The sequence below is a fragment of the Cellulomonas sp. APG4 genome (assembly GCF_009996735.1).
In the GTDB taxonomy this organism is placed as follows: Bacteria; Actinomycetota; Actinomycetes; order Actinomycetales; family Cellulomonadaceae; genus Actinotalea.
The window spans coordinates 1-16,228 of the sequence record NZ_JAACYI010000036.1; the positions used below are offsets into that span (position 1 = coordinate 1).

Genomic DNA, 16,228 nt, shown 5'->3' on the forward strand with positions numbered 1-16,228 from the left:
CGGACGGCCCGACGCGCGACCCGTGCGGGCACCGCCGCCCGAGGCGGGCGCGGGCGTCGCGGCCGGCTCGACGTGCGGGGCCGTGACGCCGACCAGCGCGGTCAGCGTCGCGTCGCCCGGACGCACCGGGCGCGGACGCGCGTCGATGCGCGCGAGCCGCGTGAGCGTGCGCACGTCGGAGGTCTGCTCGGGCAGGACGAGCGTGACGACGTCGCCGCCCGAGCCCGCGCGCGCCGTGCGGCCCGAGCGGTGCAGGTAGGCCTTGTGCTCGGCCGGCGGGTCCACGTGGACCACGAGCTCGACGTCGTCGACGTGGATGCCACGCGCGGCGATATCGGTCGCGACGAGCACGCGCACGCCGCCGGTCGAGAACGCCTCGAGGTTGCGCTCACGCGCGTTCTGGCTGAGGTTGCCGTGCAGGTCGACCGCGGGGATGCCCTGGGCCGTGAGCTGCTTCGCGAGCTTCTTGGCCTGGTGCTTGGTGCGCGTGAAGAGCACACGACGGCCCATCCCGGCCGCGAGGTGGCGCACCACCTCGGTCTTGGTCGCGGGCGAGTCGACCGTGAGCACGTGGTGCGTCATGGTCGCGACAGGCGTCTGCTCGGGGTCCACCTGGTGCGTGGTGGGGTTCTGCAGGAACTTGCGCACCAGCTGGTCGACGCCGTTGTCGAGCGTCGCGGAGAAGAGCATGCGCTGGCCGCCCGCGGGCGTCGCCGCGAGGATCCGCCGTACGCCGGGGAGGAAGCCGAGGTCGGCCATGTGGTCGGCCTCGTCGAGCACGGTGATCTCGACGTCGTCGAGCGTGAGCACCTTCTGGCCCATGAGGTCCTCGAGGCGGCCGGGGCACGCGACGACGACGTCGACCCCGGCGCGGAGCGCGACCTCCTGCCGGTGCTGCGAGACGCCGCCGAAGATCGTGGTGACGCGCAGGCCGGCGGCCGCGGCGAGGGGCTCGAGGGTCGCGGCGATCTGGCTCGCGAGCTCACGGGTCGGGGCGAGCACGAGGCCGCGCGGACGGCCGGGGCGGCGCAGGGCGGCGACCGAGGTGCCGGGCACGTCGAGCCGCGCGAGGCGCGCGACCATCGGCAGGCTGAAGGCGAGGGTCTTGCCCGAGCCGGTGCGGCCGCGGCCGAGCACGTCGCGGCCCGCGAGCGTGTCGGGCAGGGTCGAGGCCTGGATGGGGAACGGTGCGGTGATGCCGCGCTCGGTGAGCGGGCGGACGAGGACCTCGGGCACGCCGAGGGAGAGGAAGGTCACGGGTACGGGTCGCCTTTCCGGCGGAGGGATCGGGGCTCGCGGCGGCAGTGCGGTGTGCCAGCACCCCGGGCCGTAAGGCCTTCGGGGACGGCACGCGCCGGTGCTCCACGACGGTGCGAGCCGCGCGACGCAGGGCGTGCGCGATCTCGGGTCGCACGGGTGCGCGACTCCCCCATTGTGCCCGACGCCGCCGTCGGCCGCTCACCACGTCCACGCACGGCCCCCGGACACCCCTCCTCCCCCTCCCGCGCAGGGGCCGGGGGGGTGGAGGTCGGGACACAGCGGGGCAGAGCGGTCTCGATCGCTCAAGTACCCCGCGCGTCGACCGATCTAGGTGATGGCCGCCGTCGCGGTCGGCCGGGAACCGGGAGGCGACGTGACGCACGCGACCGTGGGCGCGGCGTCCTCGCGCGCGCACGGCGGACCCACCGCTCCGCGCATCGGTGTGCTGTCACCCTCGACGGGCGGCTTCTTCTTCGGCGAGGTGCTCGCCGGGATCGTCCGGGCCGCGGCCGAGCAGGGTGCCACCGTGACGATGCTCCAGACCCTCGACGCGGGTCGCACCGGAGACGAGTTCGCGCCCCCGCCCGAGAACCTGCCCCCCGTGGCCTGGGACCGCCTCGACGGGGTGATCACGGTCGCCTGGGCCACCGACGCCGACACGATCCGCAGGCTGCTCGACCGGGGCACGCCCGTGGTGCTCGTGAGCAACGACCTCGACGTCGACGCCGCGACCGTCGTCATCGACAACCGCACCGGCGTGCTCGAGGGCCTGCGGCACCTCGTCGAGCACGGTCACGAGCGCATCGCCTTCGTCGGGAACCTCGCGCAGACCGACATGCACGAGCGGTACGAGGCCTACCTCGAGGGCCTGCACCTGGCGGGGCTCGACCCGGCGGGCGAGCTCGTGCCCACCGAGGACCATGCCGAGACCGGGGGCGTCGCCGCAGCGGCCGCCGTCGCCGCGGCGCACCGAGCGGGGGTCACGGCCCTCGTGGTCGCGACGGACCGCGTCGCCCTCGGCCTCGTGCGCGGCCTGGCCGAGCAGGACGTCCGCGTGCCGCAGGACCTCGCGCTCGTCGCGTTCGACGACGTCGAGCCTGGCTGGACGAGCGACCCGCCGCTCACCACGGTCAACCAGCGCTTCGCCGACCAGGGCGTCGCCGCCGTCGACCTCCTCCTGGCGGAGCTCGACGGTCGTCCCGTGGAGCACCGGCGCCACGTGATGCCGGCGGCGTTCGTCCGTCGCGGCTCGTGCGGGTGCGACCCGACCGCCGGACCCGGCGACGGCGTGGGCAGCCGGGATGCGCGCGCCCTCGTGCGTGCCGTGCTCCGCGCGGCGGGCACGCACCCCGACGACGACGTCGTCGCGGTCGCGGGCGCGCTCGCGGCGACGGAGGCCGCGCACCTCGACCACGTGGTGGACGACGCCGTCGCCGAGCTGGGCTACGACCTCGTCTCGCCTGAGGTGCACGCCCAGCTGGCCAGCGGGGTGACCACCGCGATCGCGGGGCTCGGGCGGACGCTGCACGCGGCCGGGCTCCCGGGGGCGGACCTGCTCGACCGGGTGCTGGCACGCACGACGTCGGCGGTCGCGCGGCTCCAGGCCGTGCACAACCTCGACCGCGTGACCCGGCTCGCCGAGGCGCTGGGCGACCAGTACGAGCTCGGCATGGGCATGCTCGGGACGGTCGAGGACGACCCGCGGTCGCTCGCGTGGCTGCACGCGGTCGGTGTGCGCGCGGGATGCCTGGGGGTGTGGGACGGCCCGCCCGGCTCTCCCCGCCTCCGCCTGGTCGGCCTCTACGACCCGACCGGGGCCGTGGGCCCGCTGCCCGAGACCGTGCCGGTCGCGGAGTTCCCGCCGGCCCCGCTGCTCGACCTCGCCGACCCGCTCGCCGACGAGGTCGCCTACGTGGTGCCGGTGCGTGGCGCGAGCGGCGACCACGGGTTCCTGTGCGTGGTCGGGGCGGTCGACACCGAGTTCGGCACGGGCCGGGCGACCTACAACCACTGGGCCTCCCTGCTGGGCGTCGCGCTGCGCGAGCGCGCCCTGCTCGAGGAGGTGCGCCGCAGCGCGACGTACGACGCCGTGACCGGGCTGCCGAACCGGCGGCTGTTCCGCGAGCGCCTCGGCCACGCCCTCGACCTCGCGGCGCGACGGCCCGATGCCGGGTTCGCCGTGGTCTTCTGCGACCTCGACGGCTTCAAGCTCGTCAACGACTCGCTCGGCCACCTGCGCGGCGACGAGCTGCTCGCCGAGGTGGGGCACCGCCTGCGTGCCGAGCTGCGCGCGGTCGACACCGCGGCCCGGTTCGGCGGTGACGAGTTCGCGGTCCTGCTGTGCGACCCCGTGCCCGACGAGGTGCTCACGATCGCCGCGCGGCTCCAGCGGCGCATCGCCGAGCCGATCGACCTCGACGGCACCGAGGTGCGGGTGACGGCGAGCATCGGCATCACCACGTCCGACGCGGGCTACACGAGCGCCGAGGACGTGCTCCGGGACGCCGACACCGCGATGTACCACGCCAAGGCGACCGAGCGCGGCACCGCGAGCGTGTTCGACCCCGCGATGCACGTGCGCGCCACGGACCGCCTGCGCGCGCGGTCCGAGGTGCGCACGGCCCTCGACGCGCAGCAGTTCGTCGTGCACTACCAGCCCGTGGTCGCGCTCGACGGCGGCCGCGTGCGGCACCTCGAGGCACTCGTGCGCTGGGACCACCCGACGCGCGGGCTGCTCCCGCCGGGCGCGTTCCTCGACGACATGGCCGACGACGGCTCGGTGGTCGAGCTCGGGCAGTGGCTCGTCGACACGGTGTGCGCGCAGCTCGCGCGATGGCGGCGGATCACCCCCGACGTGACCGTCGCGGTGAACCTCTCGCACCGCGAGTTCTGGGCGCCGGACCTGCCGGCGTTCCTCACCGCGACCCTCGACCGGCACGGCGTGCCGGCCTCGTCGCTCGTGCTCGAGATCACCGAGTCGGTGATCATGGCCGACACGCAGGCGGCGCGCGAGCGCATGGACGCCCTGCACGCCCTCGGCCTCGCCCTGCACATCGACGACTTCGGCACGGGGCACTCGTCGCTGGGCGCCCTGCGTACCTTCCCCGTCGACGCGCTCAAGATCGACGGCTCCTTCGTCCGCGACCTCGCGACCGACCGCCAGACCTCCGAGCTCGTCCGGATCATCCTCGCGATGGGGGCGACGCTCGAGATGGAGGTCGTCGCCGAGTGCGTCGAGACGCCCGACCAGGCGCGCCACCTGGCCGAGCTGGGCTGCCGCGACGTGCAGGGCTGGCTCTACTCGCGGGCCCTTCCCGCGCACGAGGCCGGGCTGCTGGTGGGGCGTCCGCTGGTCCCGGCCGCACCCGAGGGACCTCCCGCTACGCTCGGCCCGCCGGGCCCCCCACGACGAGGAACATGATGACCCCCACCATCGGCGTCCTCTCCCCCATCACCGGTGGCTTCTACTTCGGCGAGGTGCTCGCGGGCGTCGTCGAGGCGGTCGCCGCTGCGGGCGGGAGCGTCTGCCTCGTGCAGACCCTCGACGCGGGCCGCACCGGTGACGAGTTCCTGCCCGCCCCCGAGGTGCGCGCACCGGTCGCCTGGGACCAGGTCGATGCCGTCGTCTCGATCGCCCAGGCCGCGAGCCCGGCCTCCCTCGCCTCGCTGCGTGACGCCGGGCTGCCCGTCGCGCTCGCGGGCAACGAGGTCGACGGCCTCGATGCGCTCACCGTCGTCGCCGACAACACCGCGGGCGTGCGCACGGCCGTGACCCACCTCGTGGAGCACGGGCACCGACGGATCGCGTTCGTCGGGAACCTCGCGCAGTCCGACATGCGTGAGCGGCACGCGGCCTACGTGGCCCGCAGCGCCGAGCTCGGGCTCGACGTCGAGGGGCTGCACGTCCCGACGGCGGACCACGTCGAGCAGGGCGGCCGGGGCGCCGTGGGCGAGGTGCTGCGGCTGCGCGCCGAGCGCGGCATCACGGCCGTCGTCACGACGACCGACCGGATCGCGCTCGGCCTCATGGCCGAGCTCCGCGCGGCCGGGCTGTCGGTGCCGACCGACCTCGCGGTGGTCGGGTTCGACGACGTCGAGGAGGGCTGGCACTCCTCGCCACCGCTCGCGACCGTCGACCAGCACGCGATGGAGCTCGGGCGACGCGCTGCCGGCCTGCTCCTCGCCGGGCTGCGCGGCGAGCCGGTGCGACCCGGCCGGCACACCGTGGCCTCGACGTTCGTCCCGCGCGGCTCGTGCGGCTGCTCGGCCGCGTCGGTCACCTCGGCGCGTGGCGACGCCGCGGCCGACGAGATGCTCGAGGTCCTCACCGCCGTGCTCGCGCGCGCGGCGGAGGGCGACGAGCCCGGCCCCGAGGAGCTCGACGACCTGCTCGCGTGCACGCTCGCGCGGCTCTTCCCGGTCCCGCCGTCGCCCGAGGTGCTCGAGCGGTTCACCGAGCGCGTGCTGGGCGACCTCACCCGCGCGGCCGGAGCGCACGGCGCACCCGGCCCGCCCGACGGCGCGTCGTCCGACGTCGTGCAGAGGTGCGTCGTGCGCCTCACGGTGCGGCTCGCGGACGTGCGCGCGGCGACCACGCTCGCACGGGCCGACGAGCTCTCGGTCTCGCTCGCCGAGCAGTACGACGTCGGCATGGGCCTGCTGGGCGAGGTGGGCAGCGACCCGAGCACCCTCGGCTGGCTCGACGAGGTCGCGGTGCCGTTGGGCTGCCTCGGGCTGTGGGCGGACGAGCCGGGCGGGCGGCTGCGCGTCGCAGGCGTCTACGACCCGCACGAGCGGCTGGGCGACGTGCCGGGTGAGGTCGACGTGCGCGAGTTCCCGCCGCGCGCGCTGCTCGACGCCCTGCGCAGCACGCCCGGCCAGGTCGCCTACGTCATCCCGGTGCGTGGCGCGACGGGCGACCACGGTCTGCTGTGCGTCGTCGGGCCGGTGGACGCCCACGCCCGCACCGGCCGCGCGACCTACAACCACTGGGCCGCGCTGCTCGCGGTCGCGCTCAAGCAGCAGGGCCTCGTCGAGGAGATCCGGCGCTCGGAGGAGCGCTACTCGCTGGCGGCGTCGGCCACCGCGGACGGCCTGTGGGACTGGGACGTGAGCACCGCGACCTGCTACTACTCCGAGCGCTGCCAGGAGCTGCTGCAGATCGGTGTGGCGCGCGGCACCGACACGCGGGCGGAGCGGGTGGGCCGCGCCGCACCCGAGCTGAACCCCTGGCTCGACACGGTCCACCCCGCCGACCGGCCGCTGCTCGCCGACGAGCTGTGGCGCCTCGTCTCGGAGCAGGTGCCGATCGAGGTCGAGCACCGCGTCGCCGGCCGCGGGGGCTACCGGTGGACCCTGTGCCGCGCCGTGCCCGTGGGCGAGCCCGGCAGGCTCGCACGACGCGTCGTCGGCTCGCTCACCGACATCCACCCGCGCAAGGCGATGGAGGAACGGCTGCGGCAGGGCGCGCTCTACGACGCCGTGACGGGGCTGCCCAACCGCAGGCTCTTCCTCGAGCGCCTCGGCTGGGCGGTCGAGCAGGCCCAGCGACGTGCGGCGGCCGAGTTCGCCGTGGTGTTCCTCGACCTCGACGGCTTCAAGCTCATCAACGACTCGCTCGGCCACCTCATGGGCGACCACCTGCTGCGCACGATCGGCGAGCGCCTGCGCGGCGACCTCCGCTCCGTGGACACCGCCGCGCGGTTCGGCGGTGACGAGTTCGCCGTGCTGCTCACGGACCTGCCCGAGGGAGCCCTGCTGCCGGTCGTCGAACGCATCCAGGACCTCATCGCCGCGCCCGTCACGCTGGGCGACCAGGTGGTCCAGGTGGGCGCGAGCGTGGGCATCACGACGTCCCGGAGCGGTCACCGCACACCCGAGGAGGTGCTGCGCGACGCGGACATCGCGATGTACCACGCGAAGGAGACCGAGCGCGGGAGCGCGAGCGTCTTCGAGCCCGAGATGCACCTGCGCGCGACGGGGCGCCTCCAGGCGCAGTCCGAGCTGCGCGCCGCCCTGCTCACCGAGCAGTTCGTCATGCACTACCAGCCGCTCGTGCCGATGACCGGCGGCCCCCTCACCCACCTCGAGGCACTCGTCCGCTGGCAGCACCCCGAGCGAGGGCTCCTCCTGCCCGCCGAGTTCCTCGACGTGCTGCAGGACACGGGCATGGTCGTGGCCCTGGGCCAGTGGGTGCTCGACTCGGTGTGCGCCCAGATCGCCCGCTGGCGCGCCGAGCGCGGCGTCGACGCCGTGGTCTCCGTCAACCTCTCCCACCGCGAGTTCTGGTCCGACCAGCTGCTCGCCACGGTCACGCAAGCTCTGAGCAGGCACGACGTCGCGCCGTCGAGCCTCGTGCTCGAGATCACCGAGTCCGTCGTGATGACCGACCCCGACGCCGCGCGCCAGGTGATGACCGACCTGCGTGCCGCGGGCCTGCGCCTGCACATGGACGACTTCGGCACCGGGCAGTCGTCGCTCGGCGCGCTGCGCTCGTTCCCGGTGGACGCCCTCAAGCTCGACCGGAGCTTCGTCGGCCAGCTCGAGGTGGACCCGCAGACCACCGAGCTCGTGCGGGTGATCGTCGAGATGGGCCGCGCCCTGGGGCTCGAGGTCGTCGCCGAGGGGGTCGAGACCGACGCCCAGGCCGGGCACCTGCGTGGACTGGGCTGTCGCACCGCCCAGGGCTGGCTCTACGCCCGCGCGCTGCCGGGGTCCGAGGCGGGCGAGCTGCTCGGCACGGACCTGCTGACCCGCACCTGAGCCGCCGCACCTGACAGTCTGGGCGCGTGCTCGCCGAGATCTGGGACCGGATCACCACCGTCCAGCCGCTGCCCGCGCCCGGCACCGTGCTGCTCACCGCCGCGCTCGCCCTCGCGCTCGTCGTCGTGCCAGGGCTCTGGCCCGTCACGAGACATGCCGTGACCGTGGTGCACGAGGCCGGCCACGCCGTCGTCGCGGTGCTCGTCGGCCGCCGACTCACGGGCATCCGGCTGCACTCCGACACCTCGGGGCTCACGGTGTCGCGCGGCCTCCCGCGCGGGCCGGGCATGGTGCTCACGCTGCTCGCGGGCTACCCCGCGGCCGCGGTGCTGGGCCTCGCGTCGGCCGCCGTGCTCGCCCAGGGGTACGCCGTCGGGCTGCTCTGGGGCCTGCTGCTCGCGCTCGTGCTCCTGCTGCTGCAGATCAGGAACCTCTTCGGCCTGTGGGTGGTGCTGGTGGGCCTCGGCGGGGTGCTCGCCGTGACCTGGTGGGGTTCGCCCGCCGTGCAGTCCGCGACCGCGCTCACGCTCACGTGGTTCTGGTTGCTCGCGGCTCCGCGGACGGTGCTCGAGCTCGCGCGGTCACGTCGGCGCGAGCGGTCGCGCACGTCCGACGCCGACCAGCTCGCCCGGCTCACCCGCGTGCCCGCCCCGGTCTGGGTGGTCCTCATGCTCCTCGCGTGCCTCGGGGCCGCGGCGCTCGGTGCGACGTGGCTGCTCCCGAACGTCCCGGGCCTCTGACGACGACGTCTCCAGGGACCAAGGGCCCTCGCGCCTCACATCGCACGGTCGGAGCGTGGACGTATGAGAGCGAGAGTCGTCTACGAGTCGATGTTCGGCAGCACGCGCGAGGTCGCACGGGCGCTCGGGCTGGGGCTGGCCGAGACCATGGACGTCGACGTGCTCGAGGTGGGGTCGCTCGCGGCGACCCCGGACGGCAACCACCTGCCGATGGGTCTCGACCTGCTCGTGGTGGGCGGCCCGACGCATGCGTTCGGCATGACGCGCGCCTCGACCCGGGCCGACGCCGCGACCGGGGCGCCGAGACCGCTGGTGACCCAGGGCGTAGGCATCCGTGAGTGGCTCGACCGCCTCGTGCTGCCGCACGGCGGGATCGCGTGCGCGACGTTCGACACCAAGGTCGAGCACCCCAACCTGCCGGGATCGGCCGCCAAGGCTGCCGCACGACGCATGCGCGGGCTCGGCGGCCACCTGGTGCTCCCGCCGCACACGTTCACCGTGCAGGGCAAGTCCGACGGGCTGGTCGACGGTCAGCTCGACGCGGCGCGGGCGTGGGGCCGGAGCCTCGGCAGCGCGCTCACGCCCGTCGGCTGAGGCTCCGCGGCACGGTCACGCGAGGGCCGTGAACGCGTCGACCAGCCGCGCGACGCTCGAGCCGAGCCCCCATCGCTCGGAGAGGGCGACGAGCCGCTCAGGGTCCGCGGGGGTCGACGGGACGGCGTGGTCCGCCTCGGCGACGGGGGCGTCCGGGGCGACGCGCACGACGGCGGGCGCGACCGCGAGGTAGTCGGCCGCGTCGAGGAGCCGGCGGCGCTGCGCGCGCGGGACGCTCGCGTCCTCGGTCTCGGCGGCCGCGAGCACGGCCTCGAGCGTGCCGTGCCGCGCGAGGAGCGCGGCGGCGCCCTTCTCACCGATCCCCGGCACTCCCGGGAGGCCGTCGCTGCTGTCGCCGCGCAGCACCGACATGTCGCCGTAGGCCCGCCCCGTGGGCACGCCGTACCGCTCGGCCAGACGCGCCTGGTCGACGACGTCCAGGTCACGCAGGCCGCGCGCGGTGTACAGCACGCGCACCGGGACGTCGTCGTCGACCAGCTGGAACAGGTCCCGGTCACCCGTGACCACCTCGACCGGGGCGCGCTCACCCGCGGGCCGCGCGGCCTCGCGTGCGGTCAGGGTCCCGATCACGTCGTCCGCCTCGTAGCCGGGTGCGCCCACCCGCGCGACGCCCAGCGCCGCGAGCACCTCGACGATCAGCGGGATCTGCGCCGTGAGCGCGGCCGGGACCTCCTCGCCGCCGTCGGCCGCGAGCCGGTGCTCCTTGTAGCTGGGGATCGCGGCGACGCGGAACTCGGGCCGCCAGTCGTCGTCCCAGCACGCGACGAGCCGCTCGGGCCTGCGCGCCTGGACCAGTCGCGCGGTCATGTCGAGCAGGCCGCGCACCGCGTTGACCGGCGTGCCGTCGGGAGCGCGCACCGAGTCCGGGACCCCGAAGAACGCCCGGAAGTACAGCGACGCGGTGTCGAGCAGCAGCAGCGGGCGGCGGTCCGTCATGGCACCCAGGTCCTCACTCGTCGTCCTCGTCGTTCAGGTCGGTGAGTGCCATCAGGACGTCCAGTCGCCAACGGCCCGGCACACGTCGCACGGCCTCGACGAGGGCGTCGACGGAGTCGAGGTCGGCGTCGAGGAGGTCCACGGGCGGAGCTGCACCGACGAAGGAGTCATCCGTGTCAGGGGGATGATCCGCGTCGTAGACCTTCTCCTCCTCGTCCTCGAGGCTGTCCTCGATCGCCTCAGGCCCGACGACGTCACGCAGACGCCGGAACGTGGCGAGCGCACGGGAGGTCAGTACCTCCGAGGGCTCGGGCAGTGCGACCGTATGCAACACGCCTGCAACGTCGACCCACACAGGAGACCTCCGAGTCCGCCTCGATACCGGCGCACGCTAACAGTCACCTCCACGTGCAGGGCGTCGATCGACGTCCGGCACGCGTGTGCCGGCGATCATCCCGGTCCCCCGCCACCTCGGGTGAGGCATGCTCTGCGGGTGGACGGGATCGAGCGCGCCCGGGCTGACCTGGCGCGGGGAGACGCGCGTCAGGCGCGCGACAGGCTCAAGGCTCTCGTCGTGGCGTATCCCCGCAGCCTTGAGATCCGCCAGCTCCTCGCCGAGGCCTACCGACGCGACGGACAACCTGCTGAGGCCGGCCGATGGGGCTACCTCGTCGCGGCGCACGCGAGCGACGCGGAGCGCGCGACCTTCGAGCGCCACAACTCCTGGACGCGATGCTCACGCATGACCGAGAAGCGACTGAGACACCTCCTGCGCTCCGAGGACCTCGCGTCCATTGCGGACGAGGCAGGTCGCCGACTGCTCGCGGACCTACCGCACAAGCGACCTTCGGGGCGCGTGGACGGTCCCCTCGAGGCCCTCCGACGGTGGTCGGCGACACTGCGGGCGCGGCTGCTCTGGGGCGCGGCCCGTCCGTGAGCGGGGCGGCTCGCCGCGCGCTGCGGGCGGGGCTGACGCAGGATCGGGAGGTCCGACGAACGCCGAGGAGGACCACCGTGAGCACGTCCGAGACCACCCGCCCCGCCCCGGCCCACGCGGCTGACGCCCCGCCGCTCCTGGTCCGCGCCTCCCTCGCCGTCGAGCGGGCCCAGGCCCTCGACCCGCTGGTCGAGACAGCGCAACCCTGGGCGCGCGCCCTGGTCGACGGCCCCGTGCGGCAGTGGCTGCTGCTGGGCCGCCCGCTCGGCCACGCGCTGCACCCCGTGCTGACCGACGCCCCGCTGGGCCTGTGGATGTCCGCGAGCGCGCTCGACCTGCTCGCGGGCCCCGACGCGCGGCCGGCCGCCCGCAGGCTCGTCGGGCTCGGCGTGCTCTCGGCCGTGCCGACGGCGCTCACGGGTGCCGCGGAGTGGTCCCGCACGCGCGACCGCGACGCGCGGGTGGGCGTCGCGCACGCCGTCGGGAACTCGGTGGGGCTCGCGCTCTACGGCGCCTCGTGGCTCGCCCGCCGGCGGGGCCGCCACGTGCTGGGCGCGACCCTCGCCCTCGCCGGTGCGGGCGTCGCCGGCGCGAGCGGCTACCTCGGGGCGCACCTCGCCGTCGCGCGTGACGTCGGTTCGCGCGACCCGGCGTTCGCGGAGGACGCCGCGACGGCCTGAGCGTCACCGGCGCCCGCGCGCCGATCCCTCGCTCAGTCGAGCTCGACCTCGGCGTCCTCCCCCGTCGCGGCCGAGATCTCCACCTCGGCCCGGTCCACGAGCCTGTCCGCGAGGTGCCGCAGGGCGCGAGCCACCGCGATCTCCTCGCCCACCCCCGGCGCGTCGGGGTCGGCCGGGTTGCGGTGCGCCTCGCCCGAGGCGGCGAAGCCCGCCGCAGGCCCCGAGCCGAGGAGCACGGCATGGGCGGTCGTCTCGCCGCCGTCGTGCGCGAGGCTCACCTGCACCTGCCAGGACCCGAGCGCGCGCGGGCCTGCGTCCGCCGCCACGTGCTCCCCTGCGGCGTGGTGCTCGACGTGGGTGTCGGGGCCCGGGAAGACGAGGCTCTCCTCGTCGGTGTCGGACCAGCGCACCACGTAGGGCGGGCTGCCGTCGTCGTGTCGCAGGGCCACGACGCGCCCGGCCCGCACGGGGCCGTCCACGACGCTCGAGGCCATCACGATCCGGTCACCCACGGACGCCTTCATCACGCACCTCCCGGTCCTCACCCCACCCCCTCATGATGCTCCCGTCACCCCGTCCGGGGGAGGCCCCTGGGACCCTGGGCCCGGGCCACCTGTTCTGGCGCGCTCCAGTACGCGCGGCACCACGACACGCGGGACCGATTCACCCGGGAGCGGTACCTGCGACGGCCCGTGAACCGCTACCGTCGCGTCCGGGCATCTGGCCCCGCCGTCCGGAGGGGCACCGGGAGGCGTCGAGGGGGCACGGGACGGGGGCCGGTCACGGCCCGGGGGAGGCGAGGCTTGACCCGGAGGACTCTGCCCCGCCCGCACACGCGCTACCACCACGAGGCCTACTTCTGGCGCGGGCTCGACGACTTCCTCGAGCGCACCGTGGGCTTCGTGCTCGAGGGCCTCGAGCTCGACATGGCGGTGATGGTCGCCGTACCGCACGAGCGCTGGCGCCCGCTGCGCGCCGCCCTCGGCCCCGCTGCCGACCAGGTCGCCTATGCGGACATGGCCCGCCTCGGTCGCAACCCCGCGCGGATCATCCCCGCGTGGCGAGCGTTCGTCGACGAGCACGCCCCCGACGGCACGGCGCTGCGGGGCGTGGCCGAGCCCGTCTGGGCGGGACGGCGCGCGGCGGAGATCGCCGAGTGCCAGGTGCACGAGTCCCTCATGAACCTCGCGATCCCGGCGGCCGCGCCGCTGTGGCTGCTGTGCCCGTACGACGCGGGCTCGCTCGCCCCCGAGGTGCTCGCCGAGGTGGAGCGCACCCACCCCGTCGTGGGCCACGGGGCCGAGGCGGTCTCGAGCCCTACCTACGTGCCGACCGAGCCCGGCACCGCGCTGCTGCGGCCCGAGCTCGACGCGCCCCCGACCTGGGCCGAGGTGCTCGAGTTCGGCGACAGCGACCTCACCGGCGTACGCAAGGCCGTGCGACGGGCGGCCCGTGCCGCCGGGCTCGACCCGGGCCGCACGGACGACCTGGTGCTGGCCGTCAACGAGGTCGCCGCGAACAGCCTCGACCACGGTGGGGGCTCGGGCGTGATGCACCTGTGGCGCGGGATCGACGAGCTGGTCGTCGAGGTGCACGACCGCGGCCGGTTCACCGACCCGCTCGCCGGTCGCATCGACCCCGCCCCGGGGCAGGTGCGGGGCCGCGGGCTGTGGATCGCCAACCGTCTCGCGGACCTGGTGCAGATCCGCCCGCAGCCCACGGGCACCGTGGTTCGCGTCTCGACCTGGCTCTGACCGGCCACCCCCGCGGTTCGAGGGCGCCGCTCAGGGCTTGCGTGCCGTGCCCTCGTCGTCGGCGTGCCCGGCCTCGCCCTCGCGCTCGGTCGCGGCGTCCTGCCCCGCCGACGGCGCGGCGTCGCCCGCCTCGGCCCGCAGCCCCGCCTCACGCGCACGCAGGTCCGCCTCCCAGTCGGCCAGCAGCTTCTCGTGCTCGGCGTCGGAGGCGCGGAGGTCGGCGAGGAAGGCCTCGTCGTCGTCCGGCCCGCGAGCCGGGCGCGGCCGCTCGTACTCGGGGAAGCCCGCCGTGCGCGTCGCGGGCCACGGCACGGACCGCTGCGCGGGCGCGCGCTCGGGCCGCCCCGCGACCAGCCAGGCGACCGCGCCGGCGATCGGCAGCAGGACGATGAGGAACACCCACGTCGTCTTGCTGAGGTTGCGGATGCGCAGCGAGTCGGCCTGGATGCAGTCGATCAGGCAGTACACGAGCAGCGCGATCTCGACGAAGAATCCGAGGTAGCGGATCACGGGTCCCCCTCCGTGGCCCGGCGGTCCGGGCGTCCGGCGACGAACCTAGAGGACGGGGCGCCGTCCTGGGGAGGTTTCCACGCGCCGTCACCCGTACGCAGCACTCCGTCAGGCGAGCGGAGCGTCCTGGGGCACGGCCTCGAACTCGGCGACGATCTGCCGCACCCGACCCACCGAGAGCGTCTCCTCGACCAGGAGCGCCGCGGCGACGGCCTCGAGCAGCGGGTGGTGCGCGGCGAGCAGCTCGGTGGCCTCACGGTGCGCCTGCCGCAGCAGCGCGTCCACCTCGGCGTGGGCCCGGGCCGCCACCTGGCCGCCCAGCCGCATCGTCTCGGCGTCCACCTGGGCGTAGCCGAACTCGGTCATGCCGTAGCGCGTCACCATGTCCGTCGCGAGCCGGGTCGCGCTCTGCAGGTCACCCGAGGCGCCCTGCGTGTGCTCACCGCCGAGCAGCCGCTCCTCCGCCGCGCGTCCCGCGAGGGCCACGACCAGCTGCGCGCGCGCCTTGGCCCGCGGCAGGAACACGTCGTCGTTGCCGCTCATCCAGGTGACGCCACCAGCGGGGCCGCGCGGCACGATCGTGACCGAGACCGGGTCGTCCGCGTCGGGCAGCAGCGCGGCCGCGAGCGTGTGCCCGGCCTCGTGCCACGCCGTGATGCGCCGGTCGTGCTCGGTCACGAGCGCCGAGGTGCGCGCCCGGCCCATGGCGACGGTCGCGACGGCGGCCTGGAAGCACGCCGCGTCGACCACGTCCGCGCCGCGGCGCGCGGCCTCCATGCACGCCTCGTTGACCACCTGGGCCAGGTCGGCCCCGGACATCCCGGGGGTCTGGCGTGCGATCTGGACCAGGTCGACGTCGACGCCCACGGGCCTGCCCGCGGCGTGCACCTCGAGGATCAGGGTGCGTCCGCGGCGGTCCGGGTTGGGCACCTGCACCTGCCGGTCGAGCCGGCCCGGGCGGGTGAGGGCCGGGTCGAGGGTGTCGGGACGGTTGGTGGCCGCGAGCACGATCACGTGCGTCCCGACGAACCCGTCCATCTCGTTGAGCAGCGAGATCAGGGTGTTCTCGCGCTCGCCGTCGGCCGCGTTGTGCTGCGCGCTGCTGCGGGCCCGGCCCACTGCGTCGATCTCGTCGATGAAGATGATGGCGCGCTCGGCCTTACGGGCCTGCGCGAACAGGTCGCGCACCCGCCGCGCACCCACGCCCACGTAGGTCTCGACGAAGTCGGAGCCCGCGAGCGGGAAGAACGGCACCTCGGCCTCACCCGCGACGGCGCGCGCGAGGAGCGTCTTGCCCGTCCCGGGAGGCCCCACGAGCAGCGCCCCGCGCGGACGGCGTGCGCCCACGGCCTCGAACCGCTCGGGCTCGCGCAGGAGCTGCACCATCTCGCGCAGCTGGTCCACGGCCTCGTCGGCGCCCGCGACGTCCGCGAACGTCACCTGCGGCACCTCGCCCTGCGTGAGCGCGCGGCGTCGGGCACCGCCGAGGCCCGCCCCGCCGCGCGCGGTGCGCAGGAGGATCAGCAGCAGACCCACCACGAGCACGACCACGAGGACGCGCCCGAGCAGCTGCTCGCCCGCACCCGCACGACCCGACTCGGTGGTCACCTCGACTCCCGCGTCGAGCAGCAGCGCGGTGAGCTCGTCGGCCCACTCCTGCGGGTAGCCGGCGCGCACCGTCGTGCCGTCGGCGAGCTCGAGGTCCACCCTCGCACGCGCGTCCACGAGCTCCGCGCCGCGCACGTCTCCGGCCTCGATCACGGCGACCGCCTCGGTGAGGGCGACCACGGTGGGTTCGGGCGTCGTCGAGCGCGTCGCCAGCAGCACGGTCAGGGCGACGGCCACGACGACGGCGACCGCGGCAGCAGCCGCGACGACCTTCCCCCGGCGGGTCCCCCACCAGCGCGGTGCACGCGGCGGGCCCGGTCGGCGCGGCCGCGGGGGTGCCGGCGGCTGCTCGTCACGGGGTGCGGGCCGGAGCCCGGCCTCTATCCACATCTGCAGCTGTCGACGGTGTGGAGGGCGGCGGTCTCG

13 protein-coding genes are annotated in these 16,228 nt (G+C 75.3%); 7 read left to right on the top strand and 6 right to left on the bottom strand.

Annotated features, from left to right (window positions below; all coding sequences use genetic code 11):
- The coding region (locus GXB85_RS17260) for a DEAD/DEAH box helicase (RefSeq protein WP_370524315.1) at positions 1 to 1,257 on the bottom strand (1,257 nt) is incomplete at its 3' end.
- A gap of 376 nt (positions 1,258 to 1,633) precedes the next feature.
- On the opposite strand from GXB85_RS17260, the gene GXB85_RS17265 reads away from it, so the two are divergent.
- The 4 genes from GXB85_RS17265 to GXB85_RS17280 all read left to right on the top strand — a co-directional run bounded on the left by GXB85_RS17265 (position 1,634) and on the right by GXB85_RS17280 (position 9,356).
- On the top strand, positions 1,634 to 4,681 hold the full coding sequence (locus tag GXB85_RS17265) for an EAL domain-containing protein (protein WP_161918907.1): 3,048 nt from the start codon (positions 1,634 to 1,636) through the stop codon (positions 4,679 to 4,681).
- Entirely contained in the window at positions 4,678 to 8,022 is a 3,345-nt protein-coding gene (locus GXB85_RS17270) for an EAL domain-containing protein (RefSeq protein WP_161918908.1), read from the top strand. Before GXB85_RS17265 ends, GXB85_RS17270 begins: the two co-directional genes overlap by 4 nt.
- 26 nt (positions 8,023 to 8,048) lie before the next feature.
- Positions 8,049 to 8,762 carry a M50 family metallopeptidase gene (locus GXB85_RS17275; RefSeq protein WP_161918909.1) on the top strand — a complete coding sequence of 238 codons (714 nt, stop codon included), beginning with the start codon at positions 8,049 to 8,051 and terminating at the stop codon, positions 8,760 to 8,762.
- A gap of 63 nt (positions 8,763 to 8,825) precedes the next feature.
- The gene (locus GXB85_RS17280) at positions 8,826 to 9,356 is read left to right on the top strand and encodes a flavodoxin family protein (RefSeq protein ID WP_161918910.1); all 531 of its coding nucleotides are present in this window, start codon (positions 8,826 to 8,828) and stop codon (positions 9,354 to 9,356) included.
- 15 nt (positions 9,357 to 9,371) lie between these two features.
- Here GXB85_RS17280 and GXB85_RS17285 read toward each other — a convergent pair whose 3' ends face one another.
- Both GXB85_RS17285 and GXB85_RS17290 read right to left on the bottom strand, forming a co-directional pair.
- On the bottom strand, positions 9,372 to 10,313 hold the full coding sequence (locus GXB85_RS17285) for a 5'-3' exonuclease (RefSeq protein ID WP_161918911.1): 942 nt from the start codon (positions 10,311 to 10,313) through the stop codon (positions 9,372 to 9,374).
- A gap of 13 nt (positions 10,314 to 10,326) precedes the next feature.
- On the bottom strand, positions 10,327 to 10,647 hold the full coding sequence (locus GXB85_RS17290) for a hypothetical protein (protein WP_161918912.1): 321 nt from the start codon (positions 10,645 to 10,647) through the stop codon (positions 10,327 to 10,329).
- A 159-nt stretch (positions 10,648 to 10,806) separates the two neighbouring features.
- Between GXB85_RS17290 and GXB85_RS17295 the strand changes: the two genes are divergently transcribed.
- Positions 10,807 to 11,250 carry a DUF6584 family protein gene (locus GXB85_RS17295; protein WP_161918913.1) on the top strand — a complete coding sequence of 148 codons (444 nt, stop codon included), beginning with the start codon at positions 10,807 to 10,809 and terminating at the stop codon, positions 11,248 to 11,250.
- Between the two features lie 77 nt (positions 11,251 to 11,327).
- A complete protein-coding gene (locus GXB85_RS17300) occupies positions 11,328 to 11,930 on the top strand; it encodes a DUF2231 domain-containing protein (protein ID WP_161918914.1) in 603 nt (200 codons plus the stop codon).
- A 32-nt stretch (positions 11,931 to 11,962) separates the two neighbouring features.
- On the opposite strand, the gene GXB85_RS17305 is transcribed toward GXB85_RS17300, so the two are convergent.
- Positions 11,963 to 12,454, bottom strand: a complete 492-nt coding sequence (locus tag GXB85_RS17305; RefSeq protein WP_161918915.1) for a DUF1918 domain-containing protein — start codon at positions 12,452 to 12,454, stop codon at positions 11,963 to 11,965.
- A gap of 279 nt (positions 12,455 to 12,733) precedes the next feature.
- Between GXB85_RS17305 and GXB85_RS17310 the strand changes: the two genes are divergently transcribed.
- Positions 12,734 to 13,684 carry an anti-sigma factor RsbA family regulatory protein gene (locus tag GXB85_RS17310; protein ID WP_161918916.1) on the top strand — a complete coding sequence of 317 codons (951 nt, stop codon included), beginning with the start codon at positions 12,734 to 12,736 and terminating at the stop codon, positions 13,682 to 13,684.
- Positions 13,685 to 13,714: 30 nt separating this feature from the next.
- On the opposite strand, the gene GXB85_RS17315 is transcribed toward GXB85_RS17310, so the two are convergent.
- Together GXB85_RS17315 and GXB85_RS17320 are read right to left on the bottom strand one after the other, a co-directional pair.
- Positions 13,715 to 14,194 carry a PLD nuclease N-terminal domain-containing protein gene (locus GXB85_RS17315; protein ID WP_161918917.1) on the bottom strand — a complete coding sequence of 160 codons (480 nt, stop codon included), beginning with the start codon at positions 14,192 to 14,194 and terminating at the stop codon, positions 13,715 to 13,717.
- A gap of 108 nt (positions 14,195 to 14,302) precedes the next feature.
- On the bottom strand, positions 14,303 to 16,228 hold a 1,926-nt coding region (locus tag GXB85_RS17320), incomplete at its 5' end, for an ATP-dependent metallopeptidase FtsH/Yme1/Tma family protein (RefSeq protein ID WP_237728384.1).

Excerpts from the sequence above, each read along its gene's own strand:
- GXB85_RS17270 (WP_161918908.1), top strand. The coding sequence starts at position 4,678 with ATGATGACCCCCACCATCGGCGTCCTCTCCCCCATCACCGGTGGCTTC.
- GXB85_RS17280 (WP_161918910.1), top strand. The coding sequence starts at position 8,826 with ATGAGAGCGAGAGTCGTCTACGAGTCGATGTTCGGCAGCACGCGCGAG.
- GXB85_RS17285 (WP_161918911.1), bottom strand. The coding sequence starts at position 10,313 with ATGACGGACCGCCGCCCGCTGCTGCTGCTCGACACCGCGTCGCTGTAC.
- GXB85_RS17305 (WP_161918915.1), bottom strand. The coding sequence starts at position 12,454 with ATGAAGGCGTCCGTGGGTGACCGGATCGTGATGGCCTCGAGCGTCGTG.